Here is a 22,153-nt window from a genome sequence, read left to right as displayed (position 1 = left end):
TATGCGTGATTTGTATTCTGCGATTATTTTTACAACTCACCTTATTATTCCGGTTTGGTTTATCTTTTGGATTTACCGTGAAAGAAAAGCTAACTGGATGCGCTGGTTTTCAGTTCTTACAGTAACTTCGGGTTACATTTTAATGATGTATCTAGGTGGCTCCGGCTGGGACTGGGTCGGTACTTTTTGGCCCGCCATCTTTTTATATGGATTTTTGGGTGTTGTCGTTTGGTCTCTTTTGACAAGAAAAAATCTTTCTCTGTGGCCACAAAAAACACCTAGAGCTTGGTTAGCCATTGTTTTATTTCTCATGATCGGCGGCTCTTTATTTTGGGAGTTTCCAGCTTTCGTTAATGTACGCCAATATGAAAAAACTGAAGCCGTGGCTTTGCAGTTTCCTCTTAAAAAAGGGTTATTTGATGTTCGTCATGGCGGAAGTTCACAAGCCTTAAACCACCATTTTTTTCTGTCGGCGCAACGTTATGCTTTAGATGTTGTTAAGCTTAATAAGTTTCGCACGCGTGCCAGTGGTTTATTTCCGGGTCAGAATGAAAAATACGAAATCTATGCTGAACCTGTATACGCATCTTGTGATGGTGAAGTGATTGCGGCTCAAAGTGAGTTAATCGATTTAAATCCACCAGAAGCCGATGCGAAAAATCTTTTAGGTAATTTTATTTCGCTTTACTGCGAAAGCCTGGATGTCAGTATTATGTTAGCGCACCTTAAGCAGAACTCTCTTGTCGTTAACGTGGGAAGCCAAGTTAAAGCCGGTCAACATCTAGCACAGGTCGGTAATACGGGAAATACATCTGAGCCGCATTTACATTTTCAAGCCGTGAAGGGGCGTCAAACCGATTTCGAGGTTTTAGCTTATAAAGGTCAGGGCTTACCGATGACTTTTGATGGACGTTTTTTAATTCGTGGTGATACCATTATAGGTGAATGAGTTCACAAGCTGTCAGTAAAAGATTATTTGTCGCTATTAAACCCAGTCTTGGTCAGATCTATCATTTAGATCCATTCTTAAAAAAATTAAAAAAATCTTTCGATCAAAAAGAAATTAACATCAAGTGGTCTCCGCTTGAGAACATGCACGTCACACTAAGTTTTTTAGGCGAGACGGGTGCAGAGAAAATTCCTGAATTACAGAGTAAAATTTCTGAAGTTGCGAATGAATTTTCAGAGTTTAATTTAAAAATTCGCGATCTAGGTGCTTTCGATCATTTTCAAAAAGCACGAACGCTCTTTGTCGATGTTCAGCGCTCACAATCCCTCTTAGATTTACAATCGGCTCTTGAAGAGAAGCTGGGTTTAACTCCGCAAATGCAATATTACCCACATATGACTTTAGGACGGCTCAGAAATCCAAATTCTATTGAGTCCGCCATTGGACCTTTTAAAAAGATAGATTTGGGAAAAGGTGAAATTTCGTCCATTTTTTTGATGGAAAGCCAACTTCATGGTCATTTTCCAGTCTACAGTGATGTCTTTGAGGCGTACTTGGCTAAAAATCCAGCATAAAACTTTGAATTCATTTAAAAATTCGATGTTGACCTGACACCGCGAATCCAGTAAAAATTCCAAGTTACTAAAATTTACGTCGATTTTGATCTAATCAAAATGTCCGATAATTTTAGGCTATGCTGGCATAGCTCAATTGGTAGAGCAGCTGATTTGTAATCAGCAGGTTGCGGGTTCGAGTCCCATTGCCAGCTCCATTTTCGTCCTTGGGCGAAATTTGCGAGTGTACACTAGCTAAGTACATGACGTTAATAAAATGGGTAGGTGCCCGAGTGGCTAAAGGGGGCAGACTGTAAATCTGCTGGCTTCGGTCTACGAAGGTTCGAATCCTTCCCTGCCCACCATTTATCACGTCTTTTTTTTCTGTACTTAATTAGCCAAAACTAGTGTGTAGTCGCAAGGTTTAGATTAGTCTAACCAACTAATCGCATGAGCGGGAATAGCTCAATTGGCTAGAGTACCTGCCTTCCAAGCAGGGGGTTGCGGGTTCGACCCCCGTTTCCCGCTCCAAATTTTTTCGGGTGTTACGCAAAGGCCCGTGTAGCTCAGTGGTAGAGCACACCCTTGGTAAGGGTGAGGTCGTCGGTTCGGCTCCGATCACGGGCTCCAAAGCAGTGATTGAGAAGAAATCGATTGCTTAAATGGATTTTTAAATTAGTTAAACTTTTTAAAAGAAGTTAAAAATAAATAAACATTCTCGCAGGAGGACAAATGTCTAAAGAGAAATTTAACAGAAGTAAGCCGCATGTTAACATCGGCACTATCGGTCACGTTGACCACGGTAAAACAACTTTAACAGCTGCTATCACAACTACTCTTGCGACTCTAGGTAAAGCGCAAGCTATGGCTTACGATCAAATCGATAAGTCTCCAGAAGAAAAAGAGCGTGGTATCACTATCTCTACAACTCACGTTGAGTACGAAACTGACAACCGTCACTACGCTCACGTTGACTGCCCAGGCCATGCCGATTACGTAAAAAATATGATCACTGGTGCCGCACAAATGGACGGAGCAATCCTAGTAGTTTCTGCAGCTGACGGTCCTATGCCACAAACTCGTGAGCACATCTTATTAGCGCGCCAAGTAGGCGTTCCAGCTCTAGTTGTATTCATGAACAAATGTGACATGGTTGACGATAAAGACTTATTAGACCTAGTTGAAATGGAAGTTCGTGAGTTATTATCTAAATACGAATTCCCTGGCGACGCGATTCCAATCGTTAAAGGTTCTGCTAAATTAGGTTTAGAAGGTGACCAATCTGAATTAGGTCGTCCATCTATCCTTAAATTAATGGAAGCTTGTGACGCTTATATCCCAGAACCAGTTCGCGCTGTTGAAAAAACATTCTTAATGCCAGTAGAGGACGTATTCTCTATCTCTGGTCGTGGTACTGTTGTTACAGGCCGTGTTGAGCGTGGTATCGTTAAAGTAAATGACGAGATCGAAATCGTTGGTATCCGTCCAACTCAAAAAACAACTGTTACTGGTATCGAAATGTTCCGTAAGTTGTTAGATGAAGGTCGCGCTGGAGATAACTGCGGTGTTCTTTTACGTGGTACTAAAAAAGAAGAAGTTGAACGTGGTCAAGTATTAGTAAAACCAGGTTCAGTTAAACCACACAAAAAATTCAAAGGTGAGGCGTACATCCTTACTAAAGAAGAAGGTGGCCGTCATACTCCATTCTTCACTAACTACCGTCCACAATTCTACTTCCGTACTACAGACGTTACAGGTGTTGTAACTCTTAAAGCTGGAACTGAAATGGTTATGCCAGGTGATAAAGTTGAGATTAACGTTGAGTTAATCACTCCAATCGCTATGGAACAACAATTACGCTTCGCTATCCGTGAGGGTGGTCGTACAGTAGGCGCAGGCGTTGTAGTAGAAATCATCGAGTAGTAGGTTCGCCTACTTCTTGTTTTGATCAACCTTCGGTTGACCTTTTTTCTAAAGCAGAGCCTAGCGGCTCTGTGAATGAATAAAAAATTTAAACCCACACTCGAAAGAATGTGGGTTTTTTTTTGCCAAAAGTGACTTGGCATCCTAGACCAGCAGGTGGGTCTGCTTAATGGCAGATCAAAACAAACAAAACGCTTGTCGAGTAGCGAAATCTAGGGGTATATTTTGCGTTTCGTACGAGTGAAAACAAGTACATGCAGGGGTTTAGCTCCAGCGGTAGAGCGAGTGACTCCAAATCACTAGGTCGTGGGTTCGAATCCCTCAGCCCCTGCCATTTTTTGTGTGCCAATCACAAAAATGTTTCTTAGAATGTTTAGTACAGGTCAGCCAAAGGCTGATCAAAAGAAGCTTTGGTCATGAGACCAATAAAGGAATTTACGGATGGATAAAACAAATTCAAAATTTATTACAGTATGTTTTCTTTCACTAGCTGCACTAGTTGGTTTCACCGTATCTGTTTTAATCAAAGCTTTATCTGGAGCTTTCGGCGTTATCGCTAAACTTTCTGACTACGATTTATTTAAACACGGTTTACCAGTAATGTTAGCTGTAGTTTTATTTGCGTCTCTTCAATTTAATAAAAATGTTTTGCAATGGGCTGATGAAGTAGTTGCAGAAATTAAAAAAGTAGTATGGCCACCAATCAAAGACACTCGCATGATGACTGTGGTAGTTATCATCATGGTTTTTATCTCTTCAATTATCATCAGCGTGTTCGATCTTTTTTCTGGCTTCGTACTTAACCAATTTCTTAAGTAATTTAACTGATTAGTTATTCTGGCTTCGCCAGAAAGGAGTTGTAGTTTGGAAAATCAAACAACACCAAAAACAGCTGAAAAAAAATGGTACATCATCAATGTACAAACTGGTTGTGAAAACACAGCTAAGACAGCTATCGAAGAAAGAATTAAAACGAATAAAATGGAAAGCCAATTCGGCGAAATTTTAATTCCTGCAGAAAGCGTTGTTGAGTTGGTTAAAGGCCAAAAAACAACTAAATCTCGCAAATTCTTCCCTGGTTATATTTTCGTGCAAATGGTTCTTAGCGATCAAACTTGGCACTTAGTGAAAAACTCTTCTAAAGTGTCTGGCTTCGTAGGTGGCGCGAAAACTCGTCCTCCTGAAGTTCCTGAGCATGAAGTTATGCGTGTTACTCAGCAAATGGCTGGTATCGCTGAAAAACCTAAAGCAAAAGCGAACTATAACATCGGTGACCAAGTTACGGTTATTGATGGTCCATTTAATAACTTCAACGGCACAGTTGAAGAAATTAACGAAGAAAAAGCAAAAGTTAAGGTCTTGGTATCGATCTTCGGTCGTCCAACGCCAGTTGAACTTGATTTTATTCAAGTTACTAAAAACTAAGCAATATTTTAAAATTTGTTTATGCGAAAGCCTTGGTTAACCAAGGCTTTTTGCTTTTTACGGGTTTGATTTGCTTAGGCTACTCCACAGCGGGTTTTATCTCTAAGACTTAGGGTAAAAAATACCAAAATTCCTAAATAAATTGTTGTCTCTGAAGCCTCTCTGAGGCTATATTTTCCCCTCGTGTAAAAATACACAGAATTTAGAACTCCAATTGAGGAGTTCATTTAACCCTTTGCAAGGTGGGAATCTATGGCAAAAAAAGTTACAGGTATGATCAAATTGCAAATACCGGCAGGGAAAGCGAATCCAGCTCCTCCCGTTGGACCGGCACTTGGACAGCATGGGGTAAACATTATGGAATTCTGTAAGCAGTTCAACGCTCGTACGCAAGCGTTAGGTGATAGCATTATCCCTATCATCATCACTGTTTACCAAGACCGTTCGTTTACTTTCATCACTAAGACGCCTCCGGTATCTTCATTGATCAAAAAGGCATTAAAATTAGAATCAGGTTCTAAAATGCCACAAAAAGATAAAGTTGGTAAAATCAAAGCCGACCAAATCAAAACAATCGCAACTACAAAGTTGCCTGATCTTAACTGTGTAAAAGTTGAATCAGCTATGTCTCAAGTAGCAGGTACTGCGAAGAGCATGGGTATCGAAGTTCAAGGGTAGGAGTGAAAGATGTCAGGTAAAAAATTCGAAGCAGCAGCTAAAAAAGTTGATGCTAACAAAAAATATTCTTTCGCAGAAGGTATCAAATTAGCAGTTGAAACTGCTCCAGCTAAATTCGATGAATCAATCGACGTAGCTGTTAAATTAGGTATCGACCCTAAACAATCTGATCAACAAGTTCGTGGTGCTATCGCCTTACCTCACGGTTTAGGTAAATCAGTACGCGTTGTTGTTTTCGCTAAAGGTCCTAAAGAGAACGAAGCGAAAGCTGCTGGCGCAGACTATGTTGGCGCGGACGATCTAGTTGAGAAAATCAACGGTGGTTGGTTAGATTTCGATAAATGTATCGCGACTCCAGACATGATGGCGACTGTATCAAAAGTTGCTAAGGTTCTTGGACCTCGTGGTTTAATGCCAAATCCTAAAGTTGGTACAGTAACTATGAACGTTACTGAAGCCGTTACTGCAGAGAAAAAAGGTAAACTTGATTTCCGTGTTGATAAAGCTGGTATCATCCACGCTTCTATCGGTCGTAAATCTATGGGTGCAGCTAAGCTTAAAGAAAACTTCGATGCTTTCATCGGTACAGTTGTTAAAGCTAAGCCAGCTACATCTAAAGGTATCTACCTTCGCTCTATGTACACTGCTTCTACAATGGGTCCAGCGATCCGTTTAGATGCTAACGAAGCGATGGCAGGTTCTGAAGAGTAATATCTTCGGTTATTATAGAATTTAAAATTATAGCGTCAGAGACAGTTGGTTTTCTTTCGAATTTAATAGCGATCTAAATAGTTTAGATCGCTGCCAACCGAGACGGATAAATCTCAAAAATTATTTTCTTTCTGAAAATAATCCTCGGATAAATCCTTTCATTCTTCTGATGCCTTAAAATCAAAACGAAAGGAAAACCTAATGCTAAGATCAGAAAAAGATGCAGACATCAAATTGATCACTGAGAAAATCGGTCAAGCTAAAGGCGCTTTCGTCGTAGACTTTAAAGGCATGAAAGTGGAGCAAGTTACGAATTTACGTAAAAAGCTTCACGCTGCTGAGTCTGAGATGAAAGTAGTTCGCAATACTTTAGCTAAACGCGCTTTCGCAGGAAACGAAGTTCAAACTAAAGCATTAGCTGAGCACTTAACTGGTACGAATGCGATCGTTTTCGCATTTAACGAAGTTGTAGGCGTAGCTAAAACTCTAGCTGAGTTCGGTAAAGATGTTGAAGCTCTTAAGATCAAATCTGGTATGATGGAAGGCGAAGCTCTTGATTCTAATAAAATCAAATTCCTAGCTACATTACCTGGTAAAGATCAATTACGTGCTCAATTATTAATGTTAATGAAAGAGCCTAGTGCAAGACTTGCACGTGTTCTTAACGAATACGCTACTAAAAACGGAGCTCCAGCTGCAGCACCTGCAGAAGAAGCACCACAAGCTTAATTATTTTTAAAAAATAAATTTAAAGAAAAGGATTATAAAATGACAAATGAACAATTAGTTACAGCATTATCAGCAAAATCAGTATTAGAAATCGCTGAATTAGTAAAAGAATTAGAAGCAAAATGGGGCGTTTCTGCTGCTGCTCCAGTAATGGTTGCCGGCGCTGCTGCTGGTGGCGCACCTGCTGAAGAAAAAACTGCTTTCGACGTTATCTTAGTTGAAGGTGGCGCTAACAAAATCAACGTGATCAAAGAAGTTCGTGCGATCACTGGTTTAGGTTTAGCTGAAGCAAAAGGTTTAGTTGAAGCTGGTAACAAAGCTGTTAAAGAAGGCGCGACTAAAGAAGACGCTGAAAAAATCAAAAAAGCTCTTGAAGCTGCAGGCGCGAAAGTTACTATCAAGTAATTTTTCTCGTAAGCAATTCACGCTTATGTGCTCGGTGAGCCGAAAGGTTCATCAAACCGAAAAGGGAATACGCAAGTATTCCCTTTTTTTATTTGTTAAGCTCCACATTTTGCGAACGTGAAAATACTGCGAAGATCGTTGTTAGGCTTGATTCTTAGGGCTTATCGCACTAACTTTTTAAAAAACTAGAGTGGGAGTTTTATGAGTAGGTTAGTATTTACTTTTGCATTTTTATTTTTAGGTTTAGCGAATGCTTCTGAAGGCACTTGTTTATCAGAGCGTGGTTCTGGTGTTGTTCCGGCTAATTTAACTGTAACTGGTTACACCCAAGCATTTTCACAACCAAGCCAGCCTTGCCAACCAGTCACTTCTATTTGTGCTGACGGCACATTGATTCCGGGTGATCTTTACCCAAGCTGCACAACAATCAATTAGGATTTAAAATGTGGACCGAAGCAATTCGGTCTAAACGAACCAATGTCTGATTCGACATTTTAATGTATTCGGCTTTGTTTTCCGCATAAATATCAATAATGCGGCCGCGGATAGCGTGCAGTTCATTTTTTACATTCCAATATTTGACTTCGACGGGCAGTTGGCGAATCACTGCGAACTCCAATTCATCTGAAAAGTCGCAATCTACGGGTTCGTAGGTCTCGGGGATATCCTGTGGATTTTGAAAGACTCCCTTTAAATATTCATTTTTAGTCGAAGAAAAGACCACTCGATCCATCATGACGCGCTCCTTAAGTCAAAGTTAGGGCAATTAGCCCGAAGGTTTGTTTCAGGATGGGTAAGCTGCAAGCTTTGAACCTCATTTTGACCCGTAAAATAGCTTTAAAAATAAGCAAAAAATATTTTTTCAAATAAGGCTTTTTGCTCTAGAAAAACATCCTAATTTTTAAGCAAAGTGGCAATTTTTCAGAGGGAGTGCAAATCCCGAACCAAGTGTTGCATTTTAGTGGTTAATTAGGTAGTTTCAATACCTTACGTTCAAATTTGAATTAATGTGGGCCTTGTAAATTCCCCCCGAAGCGAATTTTCATTTTTAGTTTTTTCAAAAATTTTAATAAAAAAATTTTTCGAAAACTAATTTTCAAAAGCAAACGGAGAAAAAATAATGGATAAGACTCCCGTCACGGCATCTAATCTTCGCATTAGAAAGTCATTCGCCAAAAACAAACAAGTTATCGAAATCCCGAACTTGATTGAACTTCAGAAAAAATCTTACGAAGCATTTCTTTTAAAAGAAGTTGATGCTGATCGCAGAGGAAACGAAGGTTTAAATGGTGTATTTAAATCTGTATTTCCAATTTCTGATTTCAACAACACATCTTCTTTAGAGTTCGTGGGATACACTCTTGAGCCGTCGAAATACGACGTAGATGAGTGCCGTCAGCGTGGAATGACTTTCGCAGCTCCTGTGAAAGTAACTTTACGTTTAATCGTATTTGATGTTGATGAAGAAACTGAAGCACGTTCAATCCGCGACGTGAAAGAACAAGAAGTTTACTTAGGTGAAATTCCTTTAATGACGGCTAACGGTTCTTTCATCATCAACGGTACTGAGCGCGTAGTTGTTTCTCAGTTACACAGATCTCCAGGTGTTTTCTTTGACCACGATGGTGGTAAAAACAATGCTTCTGGTAAATTAATCTACTCAGCACGCGTAATTCCTTACCGTGGTTCTTGGTTAGATTTCGAATTCGATCAAAAGGATGTTATCCATGTCCGTATCGATCGTCGTCGTAAATTCCCAGCTACAATTCTTCTTAAAGCATTAGGAATGAACACTGAGCAATTATTAGAATACTTCTACGACTTAGATGAAATCTTCGTAAAAGGTAAACAATTGTTCCGTAAATTAGACATCGAAAGAATGTCTGGCCAACGTGCGATTGCTGATATCGTTGATCCTGCAACTGGCGAAGCTTTAGTAAAAGCTGGCCGTCGTATCACTCGCGCTATCGTTAAAAAAGTTAAAGACTTAGGTTTAACTGAAGTTGAAGTTCAACCACAAGATTTAGAAGGTAAAGTTTTAGCTAAACCTCTAATCGATGAATCAACTGGTGAGATCATCGCTGATGCGAATACTGAATTATCAGTATCGTTAATCAAAAAAGCTTTAACTGCTGGTATCGAAAACTTCTACTTAATTTTCTTCGACGGTTTAACTGTAGGACCTTTCTTACGTAACACTTTATTAGTTGATAAAGTTGGAAACCAAGATGAAGCGTTAATCGAGATCTACAAACGTTTACGCCCAGGTGAGCCTGCGGTTATGGAAGCTGCGCAAGCTTACTTCAACCGTTTATTCTTCGATCCAGAAGCTTACGATTTATCTGAAGTTGGTCGTATCAAGATCAACCACAAATTCGGTATCTCGATGGAAGAGTGTCCTCCATCTTTCCGCGTGTTAACTCACAAAGATATTTTATCTACAGTTAAAACATTAATCGATCTTAAAAATGGTCGTGGTGTTGTAGATGATATCGATCACTTAGGTAACCGCCGTGTTCGTTCAGTAGGTGAGTTATTAGAGAACCAATACCGTATCGGTTTAGTTCGTATGGAGCGCGCGATCAAAGAAAGAATGTCATTACAAGACGTTGAAACAATGATGCCTCACGATTTAGTTAACGCTAAACCAGTGAACGCTGTTGTTAAAGAATTCTTCGGTTCGTCTCAGTTATCTCAGTTCATGGATCAAACAAATCCATTATCTGAAATCACGCACAAACGTCGTTTATCAGCGTTAGGCCCCGGAGGTTTAACTCGTGACCGCGCTGGCTTCGAAGTACGTGACGTTCACGCGACTCACTACGGTCGTATCTGTCCGATCGAAACGCCAGAGGGACCAAACATCGGTCTTATCGCGTCTTTATCGACTTACGCACGCATCAACTCTTACGGTTTCATCGAGACACCGTATAAAAAAGTTGAAGCTGGTAAAATTTCTGAATCAATCACTTATATGTCAGCTCTTGAAGAGTCTGGACACTATAAAGCTCAAGCTCCGACAGAGCCGAAGTACAACCGTGAATTAGCTCCGGGTAATCACACTGTACGTCGCGATGGCGAGTATGAGGTTGTTGACCGTGAAAAAGTAACTTTACAAGACGTTTCTCCGTCTCAGTTAGTTTCTATCGCGGCATCATTAATTCCATTCTTAGAGCATGACGATGCCAATCGCGCTCTAATGGGATCGAACATGCAACGTCAAGCTGTGCCGTTATTAAAATCTCGTGCACCACTTGTTGGTACAGGCGTTGAGCGTTTAGTTGCTCGCGACTCTGGTACTTCAATCGTTGCAAACAATGATGGTATCGTTGAAGAAGTAGATGCATCTCGTATCGTTGTTCGTCGTCTTGCAAAAGGCGGAGAACTTGGTGCGAACGTTGATATCTACAACTTAACTAAGTACCAACGTACAAATCAAAATACATGTTTCAACCAAAAACCAATCGTTAAAAAAGGTGATCGCGTTTCTAAAAACGATATCATCGCCGATGGTCCATCTACAGAGTTAGGTGAGTTAGCTCTAGGTCAAAACATCCGCGTAGCGTTCACGCCGTGGATGGGTTACAACTTCGAGGATTCTATCTTAATCTCTGAAAGATTATTACAAGACGACACGTACACTTCAGTTCACATTGAAGAGTTCGAGTGCGTAGCTCGTGATACAAAACTTGGTAAAGAAGAGATCACTCGCGATATCGCCAACGTTGGTGAAGAAGCGTTAAAAGATCTAGATTCTTCAGGTATCATCCGTATCGGTGCTGAAGTTAAACCAGGCTTCATCTTAGTAGGTAAAGTAACTCCTAAAGGTGAAACTCAATTATCTCCAGAAGAAAAACTTTTAAGAGCTATCTTCGGTGAAAAAGCTGGCGACGTACGTGATACATCTTTACGTGCTCCATCTGGCGTTTACGGTACAGTTATCGATGCACAAGTTTACTCGCGTGAAGGCTCTGATAGAGACGAGCGTTTAGGTTTAATCATCGAAGAAAAACGTAAGAAATTAGAAAAAGATTTAGCGATCGAACAAAACGTTATCAAAAATAACGCGATCGAAAAATTACGCGATATCGTAGTTGGTAAGAAAACTACTGGTATCTTATTAAATGAAGATGGTACTCAAAAGTTATTAAACAAAGGCCAAGACATCACAAATGCTGACCTTGAAACAATTCCTTTCGAGTTATTAAGCTACATCCCGTTAGAACAAGAAGTTGAATTCCAAGTTAACAAAATCATCGACGGTGCTCGTAATCAATTAGATGCAGTTAAATTAGTATTCAATGAGAAGATCGATCGTCTTAAAAAAGGTGACGAACTTCCTCCTGGCGTTATCAAAATGGTTAAAGTTTACGTAGCTATTAAACGTAAATTACAAGTTGGTGATAAGTTCGCCGGCCGCCATGGTAATAAAGGTGTTGTTTCTAAAGTATTACCTCAAGAAGACATGCCATACTTAGCAGATGGTTCTCCAGTTGATATGGTTCTTAACCCACTGGGCGTTCCTTCACGTATGAATATCGGTCAGATCCTAGAGGTTCACTTAGGCTGGGCAGCGCACAACTTAGGTAAACAAATCGAAGAACACTTAGAAAAATTCGATGCGAACAAACTTCGCTCGACGATGACTGACATCTTTGACGATGCAGAAATCACTTCTAAAGTTCAAAAATCTGACGACGAGTCATTAAAGAAAATGGCTGTTGCTCTTAAAAACGGTATCCACGTTGGTACTCCAGTATTCGACGGTGCATCTGAAACAGACGTACGTAGCTTACTTAAGAAAGCTCAATTACCTTCGACTCAATCGATCTTATTCGACGGTCGTACAGGTGAGCCTTTCGCGAACCAAGTAACTGTGGGCATCATGTACATGTTAAAACTTCACCACTTAGTTGAAGAAAAGATCCATGCTCGTTCTATTGGACCTTACTCGTTAGTTTCTCAGCAGCCACTTGGCGGTAAAGCGCAATTCGGTGGTCAGCGTTTAGGGGAAATGGAAGTTTGGGCAATCGAAGCTTACGGTGCTGCATACTCATTACAAGAATTCTTAACTGTTAAGTCAGATGACGTAGCAGGTAGAACTCGTATGTATGAATCAATCGTACGCGGTGAAAATATCCTTGAACCAGGTCTTCCTGAGTCATTCAATGTATTGATTAAAGAGTTACAATCGTTAGCTCTAAACGTTGAATTAGTTGAGTCAGATATTCTGACTGACAAAGAAGACGAACTTCCTTCTGAATCAACAGAAGAACAAGCACCGGTTCAACACTAATTTAGGAAAGTAGGAATATAACATGAGAGATTTATTAAATTTTTTCGATAAACCAAAAGATCCACTTTCGTTTGATGCAGTTCGTATCTCTTTAGCTTCGCCAGAAATGATCCGTGACTGGTCATTTGGTGAAGTTAAAAAGCCAGAAACAATCAACTACCGTACGTTCAAACCTGAGCGTGACGGTTTATTCTGCGCGAAAATCTTCGGACCAATCAAAGATTACGAATGCTTATGCGGTAAATATAAACGTATGAAATATCGCGGAGTCATCTGCGAGAAGTGCGGCGTTGAAGTTACACAAACTAAAGTTCGTCGTGAGCGTTTAGGCCATATCGAGTTAGCAACTCCTGTTGCTCACATCTGGTTCTTACGTTCTTTACCTTCACGTATCGGTAACTTACTTAACTTATCTTTAAAAGATGTAGAAAAAGTTCTTTACTGTGAGTCTTACATCGTTGTTGATCCAATGGAGACAACTTTAGAAGAAGGCGCTGTTTTAAATGAAGATGCATACAATGCAGCTTTAAATGAATTCGGTCCTAACTTCAAAGCCGGCATGGGCGGTGAAGCCGTTCGTGAAATGTTACGTAAAATCGATCCTGAGTACTTATCTCGTAAATTACGTATCGAACTTAAAGAAACTAAATCTGAAGCTGGTATCAAAAAAATCTCTAAGCGCTTAAAAGTTGTAGAAGCTTTCAAAGGTTCTTCAAACAAATGCGAATGGATGATGTTAGAAGCGCTTCCTGTGTTACCACCGGATTTACGTCCGTTAGTACCACTTGATGGTGGCCGTTTCGCGACTTCAGATCTAAATGATTTATACCGTCGTGTAATCAACCGTAATAACCGTCTTAAACGTTTACAAGAGTTAAACGCTCCAGACATTATCATCCGCAATGAAAAACGTATGTTACAAGAAGCGGTTGATGCGTTATTAGATAACGGTCGTCGTGGTAAAACATTTACTGGTCCAAATAAACGTCCTCTTAAATCTTTAAGTGATATGCTTAAAGGTAAACAAGGTCGTTTCCGTCAAAACTTATTAGGTAAGCGTGTTGACTACTCTGGTCGTTCGGTAATTACAGTAGGTCCTACTTTAAAATTACACCAATGTGGTCTTCCAAAGAAAATGGCTTTAGAATTATTCAAGCCATTCGTTTACAACAAATTAGAAGAAAAAGGTTTAGCGACTACAATCAAACAAGCTAAACGTTTAGTTGATCAAGAGACAGTTGAAGTATGGGATATCTTAGCTGAAGTAGTTAAAGAACATCCGGTATTACTAAACCGTGCTCCAACTCTTCACAGACTTGGTATCCAAGCTTTCGAACCGGTTTTACATGAAGGTAAAGCGATCCAATTACATCCGTTAGTTTGTACGGCGTTCAATGCCGACTTCGACGGTGACCAAATGGCCGTTCACGTTCCACTTTCAGTAGAAGCGCAAGTAGAAGCTCGCGTATTAATGATGTCTACAAATAACATCTTATCACCAGCCAATGGTAAGCCGATCATCAATCCATCTCAGGACGTTGTCTTGGGATTATACTGGATGACTCGTCAACGCCCTGGTGCAAAAGGTGCGGGTAAATCTTTCGCTTCAGTTCAAGAAGCTTTATACGCTTTTGAAACTGGAATCGTAGATATCCAAGCTTCTTGTAAAGTAAAAATTAAAGGTAAAGTTGAAGAGACTACTGTAGGACGCGCAATCTTATCTGATTCAGTTCCTAAAGAAGTTCCATTCACAACTATCAATACAGCGATGTCGAAAAAATCGATTGCATCATTAATCGATACAACTTTCCGTCTAGCTGGTGCTAAAGCAACTTGTATCTTAGCTGATCAAATCATGCAGTTAGGTTTCAAATACTCAACTGGTGCGGGTCTTTCTATCTCTGTGGATGACATGTTAATCCCAGAACAAAAAGCTCCGATGTTAGCTGACGCTGAAAAACAAGTTACAGAAATCCAACAACAGTACGACGAAGGTTTAATTACCGACGGTGAGCGCTACAATAAAGTTGTGGATATCTGGGCTCAAACTTCAGATAAAGTTGCCAAAGAGATGATGGGTCAAATTGAAAAACAAAAATTTATCGTTGATGGTAAAGAAATCGTTGGACCTTCATTCAATCCTATCTACGTCATGGCCGATTCCGGAGCCCGTGGTTCCTTCAATCAGTTACGTCAGTTAGGTGCGATGCGTGGTCTTATGGCTAAGCCATCAGGCGAAATTATCGAAACTCCAATCACGGCAAACTTCCGTGAAGGTTTAACGGTATTACAATACTTCATTTCAACTCACGGTGCGCGTAAAGGTCTTGCCGATACAGCATTAAAAACAGCGAACTCTGGTTACTTAACTCGTCGTTTAGTTGACGTAGCTCAAGACGTTGTTGTTTCTGAAATTGATTGCGGAACTAAAGATGGTTTAGAAATCACTCCGGTTTACGAAGCGGGTGAAATCATTCAAGGTATCGGCGATCGTATTTTAGGTCGTGTGACAATGAATGACGTTGTCGATCCAACAACAAATGCTGTTATCGTAAAAGCTAACGGTGAAATGGATGAGATGGCTGTTAAGAAAATCGAAGAAGTTGGAATCGAAAGAATCCAAATCCGTTCAGCATTAACATGTGAAGCACGTCGTGGTGTTTGTGTGAAATGTTACGGTCGTGATCTTGCTCGTGGTGCTACTGTGAACTTAGGTGAAACAGTGGGTATTATCGCAGCTCAATCTATCGGTGAGCCTGGTACTCAGTTAACAATGCGTACATTCCACTTAGGTGGTGCGGCTTCTCGTGCGGTTGAACAATCAGTTCATACAACTCGTTTCGATGGTATTTTAAAATTACAAAACGTACAGTCTGTTACAAACAAGAACGGTAAATTAACAGTTCTTAACCGTAACGGTAATGCTCTAGTTGTCGATGAAACAGGTCGTGAGCGCGAAAACTTCAAATTAGTTTACGGTACGACATTAAACTTCAAAGATGGCGACAAAGTTACTAAAGGTAACGCGATCGCTGAGTGGGATCCGTATTCGAATCCAATCATCTCGGAAGTAACTGCTAAAGTTCAATTCCAAGATATCACTGAAGGTAAAACAATGACTGAGCAAGTGGATCCAGTGACTGGTTTCGCTACTAAAGTTATTACTGAATCAAAATCTTCTGATACAAAACCAACTGTATTCATGACTGATGCAGCAGGAAAAGTTCTAAACCTTCCAGGTCGTGACATCCCAGCTCGTTATATGATTCCGGTAGGCGCACAATTATTAATTAATGATGGTGCAGACGTTCACGCCGGTGACGTTATCGCAAAACTTCACCGTGAAACTTCGAAAACGAAAGATATCACGGGCGGTCTTCCGCGCGTTGCTGAATTATTCGAAGCACGTAAACCAAAAGATGCAGCGATCATCGCTGAAATCGATGGTTTCGTAACTTTCGGTAAAGACGTAAAAGGAAAACAACGTGTTATCGTGACTCCTGAAATCGGCGAGCAAACTGAATACCTAATTCCAAAAGGTAAACACGTTGCCGTTCGTGAGGGTGAGTTCGTAAGAGCAGGTGAAGCGTTAGTTGACGGTCCAACAAATCCGCATGATTTATTAGCGGTATTAGGTCCGAAAGCATTATCAGCTTACTTAGTAAATGAAGTACAAGAAGTTTACCGTCTACAAGGTGTGGGTATCAATGATAAGCACATCGAAGTGATCGTTCGCCAAATGTTACGTAAAGTTGAAATCGCTGATGGCGGTGACACTCGTTTCTTATCTGGTGAGCAAACTGAAAGAACTTCAATGCTTGAAGAAAATGATCGCGTATCTAAAGAGGGTGGCCAAATCGCTACATTCAAACCTCTATTATTAGGTATCACGAAAGTATCATTAAGCACTGAATCGTGGATTTCAGCAGCTTCGTTCCAAGAGACTACAAAAGTTCTTACGGAAGCAGCTATCAACTCTAAAACTGACCATTTACGTGGCTTAAAAGAAAATATCATCATGGGTCGTCTGATCCCTGCTGGTACTGGCTTAACAGCATACAAAAAATGGAAAGTGGTTGTTGCAGAAGACGAAGATATGGATTCAGCAGCATTACCGTTCGGCGGCTAATTAGCCTCGATCATATAGGGCCTCTTAAACGGGGCCTGAGTAAAAAGGACCTGAAAAGGTCCTTTTTTTATTGGAAAAAAGCCTTGTCCCGCTTGACCTTCGGGGTCCTTGCGGGTTACAAATCTTGTTCTTCGACCAAAAATCGAATAACGGGTTATGGCCCGCTTCAAACCAATAGCGAACTAGAATTGCTATAAATATTCTGGGATAAGGCTTGATACCACAGGAGTAAAAGTGCCTACAATTAATCAGCTCATTAAAAAAGAGCGTACAGTTCAAAAGAACCAAACAAAATCACCGGCTTTAGCTGGTTGCCCTCAACGTCGTGGCGTTTGTACGCGCGTTTATACTACAACACCTAAGAAGCCGAATTCAGCTTTACGTAAAGTAGCTAAAGTTCGTCTTTCTAATGGCTTTGAAGTTATCTCTTACATCCCAGGTATCGGTCACAATCTACAAGAGCATAGCGTTGTTATGATCCGTGGTGGTCGTGTTAAAGACTTACCGGGTGTTCGTTACCACATCGTTCGTGGAACACTAGATTTACAAGGCGTTAATGGTCGTTTACGTAGCCGTTCTAAATACGGTGCTAAAAAACCTAAAAAATAATCTGAGCATTAGAAGGAAATAACAGTCATGTCTCGTAGAAGTCGTACATTTAAAAGAGAAATTATCCCAGATCCAGTTCACAAAGATTTAGTTATCGCTAAATTCATCAATAAAATCATGTTACGTGGTCAAAAATCGACTGCGCAAAAATTATTTTACGGAGCTTTAGAAGAATTAAACGGTAAAGTTCAAGGTGAAGATTCATTAACAATCCTTAAAAAAGCGATTGAAAATGTTAAACCTTCAATCGAAGTTCGTTCACGTCGCGTGGGCGGAGCTACTTACCAAGTTCCCGTTGATGTTCGTCCATCTCGTCGTTTAGCTTTAGCTATGCGTTGGATGGTTGATTACTCACGTGCTCGTGGCGAAAAAGATTTTTCTAAGCGTTTAGCTGGTGAAATCTTAGATGCTTACAACAACCGTGGTAACTCTATCAAAAAACGTGAAGACGTACACAAAATGGCTGAGTCGAACAAAGCATTCGCTCACTACAACTGGTAATCTCACTAGTAAATTTGAAAAAAAATTGGAACCCGAAGAGAAATCTTCGGGTTTTTTATTTTGTGGTGCTTTGACTTTTATCGTAGAGCTGCCATCCGTGGGCATCAGAGGCTCTGCCTCTGAAACTCCGCTTCTTCCGGCCATCGTGGCCGGAAGATCTTAGATTTTTATTTCACGGCCTTCTGGCCACGATGGCCAGAAGGGAGCGTTCTCACGGATGGATGCACTTCAATCTAGCTTTCACTGCTGTATTTAAGTTTGAAGATTTTCCTAAAAGCGATTAAGTTAGCTTTTATATGGTAATCAAAACAGAAGCTGACTTAAAATTTACTCGTAATATCGGTATCATGGCTCACATCGATGCCGGCAAAACTACTACTACTGAGCGTATTCTTTTCTACACGGGTAAAAGCCATAAAATCGGTGAAGTTCATGATGGCGCTGCCACTATGGATTGGATGCCGCAAGAGCAAGAGCGCGGTATTACGATCACTTCTGCTGCGACAACAACGTCGTGGAAAGACCACCGTATTAACATCATTGATACTCCGGGCCACGTTGACTTCACAATCGAAGTAGAACGTTCACTTCGCGTCTTAGATGGCGCTATCGCGGTTTATGATGCGGTATCTGGTGTTGAACCACAATCTGAAACGGTGTGGAGACAAGCCAACAAATATAAAGTTCCAAGAATTTGTTTCGTAAATAAAATGGATCGCACAGGCGCAGATTTTGAAATGTGTGTGCAGTCTATTAAAGAAAAATTAGAAGCAAATCCGATTAAAGTTCAAATTCCAATCGGTGCTGAAGATAATTTTTCTGGTGTTTGTGATTTAATTGAATCAAAAGCCTACACTTGGTCTGCGGGTAATCCGCATGATTTTCAAACTGTAGACATTCCTGCAAACATGAAAGAGCTGTTTGAAACTGAACGCGCTAAAACGATCGAACAGATCTGTGAATTAGACGATGCTCTTATTGAAAAATATTTAAATGGTGAAACTCCATCAGTTGAAGAATTAAAAGCAGCACTTCGTAAAGGCGTTATCGCTCTTAAAATTTTCCCAGTGTATTGCGGAGCTGCCTTTAAAAATAAAGGTATCCAGCAGATCTTAGATGGCGTTTTAGATTATCTTCCATCGCCACTTGATATTCCTCCTGCAGTCGGTATGAACCCAATCAAAGAAGACAAACAAGTTGAGTGTCATACTAAATTTGATGAACCTTCGGCGGCTTTAGCATTTAAATTAGCGAATGATCCGTTTGCTGGATCGTTAACTTACATCCGCGTGTACTCTGGAGTTTTAAAAGTGGGCGACCAAGTTTTAAATCCACGTACTGAGAAAAAAGAACGTGTGCAAAAAATCGTAAAAATGCATGCGAACGCGCGTGAAGAAGTTTCGGAAATCAAAGCCGGTGATATCGGCGCGATTATCGGATTAAAATTTACAACGACAGGCGATACACTGTGCGATTCATCACGCCAAGTTGTGTTTGAATCAATCACTTTCCCAGAGCCAGTTATCTCGGTTGTTGTCGAAGCGAAATCTTCTGCAGAGCAAGATAAAATGATGGAAGGTCTTCAGCGTTTAGAAAAAGAAGATCCATCTTGTCGTCTGCGCCAAGACCCTGAAACAGGACAAACATTACTTTCGGGAATGGGCGAATTACACTTAGATATTTTGATCGACCGTTTACTTCGTGAATATAAAATTTCTGCCAACGTGGGTAACCCACAAGTTGCGTACCGCGAGACAATCAATGGTGAGTCGAAAATCGATTTCACATTTGAACGTCTTCTTGGTGGTGAAGAAAAATTTGCGAAAATCAGCTTAAAAGTCGAAGCGATTAACCCTTCTGAGGGAACAAAAATCACGTCACTTGTTCAGCCATCAAAAGAGGTTCAGCCAAATTGGATCACGGCGGCCTTGAACGGACTTAAAGAAGCGGTCGAAGTTGGACCTATCGCCAGCTATGCTATGGTGGGTCTAAAGGTAACAATTACATCATTGACGGGTAACCCTCAATCGACCGACGAGATCGTCTGCAAAGCGGCGGCTTCGTTAGCATTCCGCGATTTAGTGAAGGCGGCAGACCAAGTCCTGCTTGAACCTATGTTTAAACTAGAAGTTAATTGTCCTGATGATTTTGTGGGCAATATTGTGAGCGATATTAACTCTAGACGCGGTAAAATCCATAATATGACCGCTAAACCATCAGGTGGGCAGATTGTGACAGCCGAAGTGCCTCTAGCGCAGCTGTTCGGTTATGCCACAGATGTTCGCAGTTTGTCGCAAGGTCGTGCGTTTTTTAGCATGAACTTTCAAAATTATTCGCCGGTTCCGCCAAAAGTTAAGGCTGAAATTCTGGCAAAACTGGGTCGTTAGACCGTTGTTTTTAAGCCTCAAACCGACCGGTTTGGGGCTAACCCAACCCCTCGATTTTCCCTCTGAAAAAACAATTTATTTCCTGTTGACTCTAATCGTCGTTTGTTAGATATTTTCGCTTCGGTTTATTTTAGCTACGGAAACCACCGCGCTATTTTCAGTCTTATTCGGGGCTGAATTCGGGCTAACCCAGCTCACAGCGGAGAATGGTTTTGACGGGCGAAAGAGGTAAAAAAAATGCAAAGTCAGAAGATTAGAATTAGGCTAAAGGCCTTTGATCATAAATTACTTGATCAATCTACAAAAGAAATCGTGGATACTGCTCGTCGCACTGGAGCAAAAGTAGCGGGACCAATCCCTCTACCTACACGTATTAACAGATTCACTGTTTTACGTTCTCCGCACGTTGATAAAAAATCTCGTGAGCAATTCGAAGTAAGAACACACAAAAGAATGTTAGACATTCTTGAACCAACTCAACAAACGATCGATCAATTAATGAAATTAGATCTTTCAGCGGGTGTTGACGTTGAAATTAAATTATCGGCTGAGTAGGAGGAATAGAATATGTCTGAAACTACTCAAGGTTTAAAATTAAATGGTATCTACGCTTTCAAAGAAGGCATGGCTACAATCTATAACGACAAAGGTGAAGCTATTCCAGTAACGGTTCTACGTTACGAAACTTGGAAAGTTTCTCAAATCAAAACTAACGAAAAAGATGGCTACACAGCTGTTCAAATCGCTTCAGTTCCTAAAAAAGCTAAAAACTCTTCTAAAGCAGAAGTTGGTCACTTAAAAGGTGCAGGCTTTGAAACTGGCGCTCGTTTCGTTAAAGAAATCCGTCAAGACTTACCAGCTGACGTGAAACTTGGTGATGCAATCTCTATCGAGAGCTTAACTCAAGGTGATTTCGTAAAAATTACTGCGAAATCTAAAGGTAAAGGTTTCCAAGGTTCTGTAAGACGTTGGAGCTTCGCGGGTGGTCCTGCTACTCACGGTTCTAAATTCCACAGAAGACCGGGTTCATCTGGTAACAGAACATGGCCAGGCCGTGTTATGCCAGGTAAGAAATTCCCAGGTCACTTAGGTGATGAGACTGTTACAGTTCGTAACGTTCAAATCGTTGAAATTAACGCTGCTGACGGAGTAGTTCTTGTTAAAGGACCAGTTCCAGGCCACAAAAACACTTTAGTGAAACTGGTTAAGGAGCAATAGTCATGGCTACAGTTAATGTACTTAATTGGAAAAAAGAAAAAGTTGGTTCACTTGAATTACAAGCGGACACTTTTGAAGTTGAAGTAAAAAAAGACGTATTACACTCAGTTGTTAGATGGCAATTAGCTTGCCGTCGTCAAGGTACACACATGACTAAAACAAAAGGTCTTGTGAGCGGTGGTGGTAAAAAGCCATTCAAACAAAAAGGTACTGGTAATGCACGTCAAGGTTCTACACGTTCTCCGTTAATGCCAGGCGGTGGTACTATGTTCGGTCCACAACCTCGTTCATACGGTTATGTTCTTCCTAAGAAAATGAGAAAAGTAGCTCTTAAAATGGCTCTATCTCACTTATTTAAAGAAGGAAAATTAACAGTTGTAGATTCAATGGCTTCTGAAGGTAAAACAAACGAATTAAATAAACGTTTACAAACTTTCGGAGTTAAAAAAGCAGTTTTAGTTGATAAAGCTTCTGATGCAAAATTCAGCCGCGCAGCTAAAAACTTAGTTGATTACAAATACTCTCCAGTAGAGGGTTTAAACGTATTCGACTTATTAAAATACGACTACGCAGTAATCACTAAAGATTCGGTAGCTAAAATCATCGAAAGATGTTCTGCGGAATAATCGGAGTATAGAA

Annotated in this window: 19 protein-coding genes and 5 tRNA genes; 23 read left to right on the top strand and 1 reads right to left on the bottom strand. The window is 40.5% G+C overall.

Annotation, left to right across the window (positions count from 1 at the left end; translation table 11 throughout):
• Position 1 precedes the first annotated feature (1 nt).
• The 15 genes from ACKWCF_RS12470 (at position 2) to ACKWCF_RS12400 (ending at position 7,809) form a co-directional block, all read left to right on the top strand.
• Positions 2 to 949 carry a peptidoglycan DD-metalloendopeptidase family protein gene (locus tag ACKWCF_RS12470; RefSeq protein ID WP_409477922.1) on the top strand — a complete coding sequence of 316 codons (948 nt, stop codon included), beginning with the start codon at positions 2 to 4 and terminating at the stop codon, positions 947 to 949.
• On the top strand, positions 946 to 1,524 hold the full coding sequence (gene thpR, locus ACKWCF_RS12465; RefSeq protein WP_409477921.1) for an RNA 2',3'-cyclic phosphodiesterase: 579 nt from the start codon (positions 946 to 948) through the stop codon (positions 1,522 to 1,524). Before ACKWCF_RS12470 ends, thpR begins: the two co-directional genes overlap by 4 nt.
• A 121-nt stretch (positions 1,525 to 1,645) precedes the next feature.
• Positions 1,646 to 1,721 (top strand) — tRNA-Thr (locus ACKWCF_RS12460).
• A 61-nt stretch (positions 1,722 to 1,782) separates the two neighbouring features.
• Positions 1,783 to 1,868, top strand: a tRNA-Tyr gene (locus tag ACKWCF_RS12455).
• A gap of 89 nt (positions 1,869 to 1,957) precedes the next feature.
• A tRNA-Gly gene (locus ACKWCF_RS12450) sits at positions 1,958 to 2,034 on the top strand.
• Between the two features lie 24 nt (positions 2,035 to 2,058).
• Positions 2,059 to 2,133 (top strand) — tRNA-Thr (locus ACKWCF_RS12445).
• 102 nt (positions 2,134 to 2,235) lie between these two features.
• Positions 2,236 to 3,426, top strand: a complete 1,191-nt coding sequence (tuf, locus tag ACKWCF_RS12440; RefSeq protein ID WP_409477920.1) for an elongation factor Tu — start codon at positions 2,236 to 2,238, stop codon at positions 3,424 to 3,426.
• A gap of 258 nt (positions 3,427 to 3,684) precedes the next feature.
• A tRNA-Trp gene (locus ACKWCF_RS12435) sits at positions 3,685 to 3,760 on the top strand.
• 107 nt (positions 3,761 to 3,867) lie between these two features.
• Complete coding sequence (gene secE / locus ACKWCF_RS12430; RefSeq protein ID WP_409477919.1) at positions 3,868 to 4,245, top strand: preprotein translocase subunit SecE; 378 nt, start codon at positions 3,868 to 3,870, stop codon at positions 4,243 to 4,245.
• A gap of 45 nt (positions 4,246 to 4,290) precedes the next feature.
• Complete coding sequence (nusG, locus tag ACKWCF_RS12425) at positions 4,291 to 4,851, top strand: transcription termination/antitermination protein NusG (RefSeq protein ID WP_409477918.1); 561 nt, start codon at positions 4,291 to 4,293, stop codon at positions 4,849 to 4,851.
• A gap of 252 nt (positions 4,852 to 5,103) precedes the next feature.
• Entirely contained in the window at positions 5,104 to 5,529 is a 426-nt protein-coding gene (gene rplK / locus ACKWCF_RS12420) for a 50S ribosomal protein L11 (RefSeq protein WP_409477917.1), read from the top strand.
• Between the two features lie 9 nt (positions 5,530 to 5,538).
• Positions 5,539 to 6,240 carry a 50S ribosomal protein L1 gene (rplA, locus tag ACKWCF_RS12415; protein ID WP_409477916.1) on the top strand — a complete coding sequence of 234 codons (702 nt, stop codon included), beginning with the start codon at positions 5,539 to 5,541 and terminating at the stop codon, positions 6,238 to 6,240.
• A 201-nt stretch (positions 6,241 to 6,441) separates the two neighbouring features.
• A complete protein-coding gene (rplJ, locus tag ACKWCF_RS12410; protein WP_409477915.1) occupies positions 6,442 to 6,969 on the top strand; it encodes a 50S ribosomal protein L10 in 528 nt (175 codons plus the stop codon).
• Positions 6,970 to 7,008: 39 nt separating this feature from the next.
• Positions 7,009 to 7,374, top strand: a complete 366-nt coding sequence (rplL, locus tag ACKWCF_RS12405) for a 50S ribosomal protein L7/L12 (protein WP_409477914.1) — start codon at positions 7,009 to 7,011, stop codon at positions 7,372 to 7,374.
• Between the two features lie 201 nt (positions 7,375 to 7,575).
• A complete protein-coding gene (locus ACKWCF_RS12400; protein WP_409477913.1) occupies positions 7,576 to 7,809 on the top strand; it encodes a hypothetical protein in 234 nt (77 codons plus the stop codon).
• On the opposite strand, the gene ACKWCF_RS12395 is transcribed toward ACKWCF_RS12400, so the two are convergent.
• On the bottom strand, positions 7,802 to 8,110 hold the full coding sequence (locus tag ACKWCF_RS12395; RefSeq protein ID WP_409477912.1) for a hypothetical protein: 309 nt from the start codon (positions 8,108 to 8,110) through the stop codon (positions 7,802 to 7,804). The two genes, ACKWCF_RS12400 and ACKWCF_RS12395, sit on opposite strands and share 8 nt — an antisense overlap.
• Before the next feature lie 384 nt (positions 8,111 to 8,494).
• Between ACKWCF_RS12395 and rpoB the strand changes: the two genes are divergently transcribed.
• The 8 genes from rpoB (at position 8,495) to rplD (ending at position 22,140) form a co-directional block, all read left to right on the top strand.
• Positions 8,495 to 12,670 carry a DNA-directed RNA polymerase subunit beta gene (rpoB, locus tag ACKWCF_RS12390; RefSeq protein WP_409477911.1) on the top strand — a complete coding sequence of 1,392 codons (4,176 nt, stop codon included), beginning with the start codon at positions 8,495 to 8,497 and terminating at the stop codon, positions 12,668 to 12,670.
• A gap of 22 nt (positions 12,671 to 12,692) precedes the next feature.
• Entirely contained in the window at positions 12,693 to 16,799 is a 4,107-nt protein-coding gene (gene rpoC / locus ACKWCF_RS12385; RefSeq protein WP_409477910.1) for a DNA-directed RNA polymerase subunit beta', read from the top strand.
• A 234-nt stretch (positions 16,800 to 17,033) separates the two neighbouring features.
• Complete coding sequence (gene rpsL / locus ACKWCF_RS12380) at positions 17,034 to 17,408, top strand: 30S ribosomal protein S12 (RefSeq protein ID WP_409477909.1); 375 nt, start codon at positions 17,034 to 17,036, stop codon at positions 17,406 to 17,408.
• 27 nt (positions 17,409 to 17,435) lie between these two features.
• Positions 17,436 to 17,909, top strand: coding sequence for a 30S ribosomal protein S7 (rpsG, locus tag ACKWCF_RS12375; RefSeq protein ID WP_409477908.1), 474 nt, complete (start codon positions 17,436 to 17,438; stop codon positions 17,907 to 17,909).
• A gap of 296 nt (positions 17,910 to 18,205) precedes the next feature.
• Positions 18,206 to 20,296: an elongation factor G gene (gene fusA / locus ACKWCF_RS12370; RefSeq protein WP_409477907.1), complete on the top strand. Its 2,091-nt coding sequence runs from the start codon at positions 18,206 to 18,208 to the stop codon at positions 20,294 to 20,296.
• A 237-nt stretch (positions 20,297 to 20,533) separates the two neighbouring features.
• Positions 20,534 to 20,851: a 30S ribosomal protein S10 gene (gene rpsJ, locus ACKWCF_RS12365; RefSeq protein ID WP_409477906.1), complete on the top strand. Its 318-nt coding sequence runs from the start codon at positions 20,534 to 20,536 to the stop codon at positions 20,849 to 20,851.
• Between the two features lie 12 nt (positions 20,852 to 20,863).
• Positions 20,864 to 21,514 carry a 50S ribosomal protein L3 gene (gene rplC, locus ACKWCF_RS12360; protein ID WP_409477905.1) on the top strand — a complete coding sequence of 217 codons (651 nt, stop codon included), beginning with the start codon at positions 20,864 to 20,866 and terminating at the stop codon, positions 21,512 to 21,514.
• Positions 21,515 to 21,516: 2 nt separating this feature from the next.
• Positions 21,517 to 22,140, top strand: a complete 624-nt coding sequence (gene rplD, locus ACKWCF_RS12355) for a 50S ribosomal protein L4 (protein ID WP_409477904.1) — start codon at positions 21,517 to 21,519, stop codon at positions 22,138 to 22,140.
• The last annotated feature ends 13 nt before the right edge of the window (positions 22,141 to 22,153 follow it).

Origin of the sequence: Pseudobdellovibrio sp. HCB154 (assembly GCF_046267985.1) — a bacterium.
GTDB lineage: Bacteria > Bdellovibrionota > Bdellovibrionia > Bdellovibrionales > Bdellovibrionaceae > Pseudobdellovibrio.
This window is presented reverse-complemented; position numbering and strand designations above follow the sequence as displayed.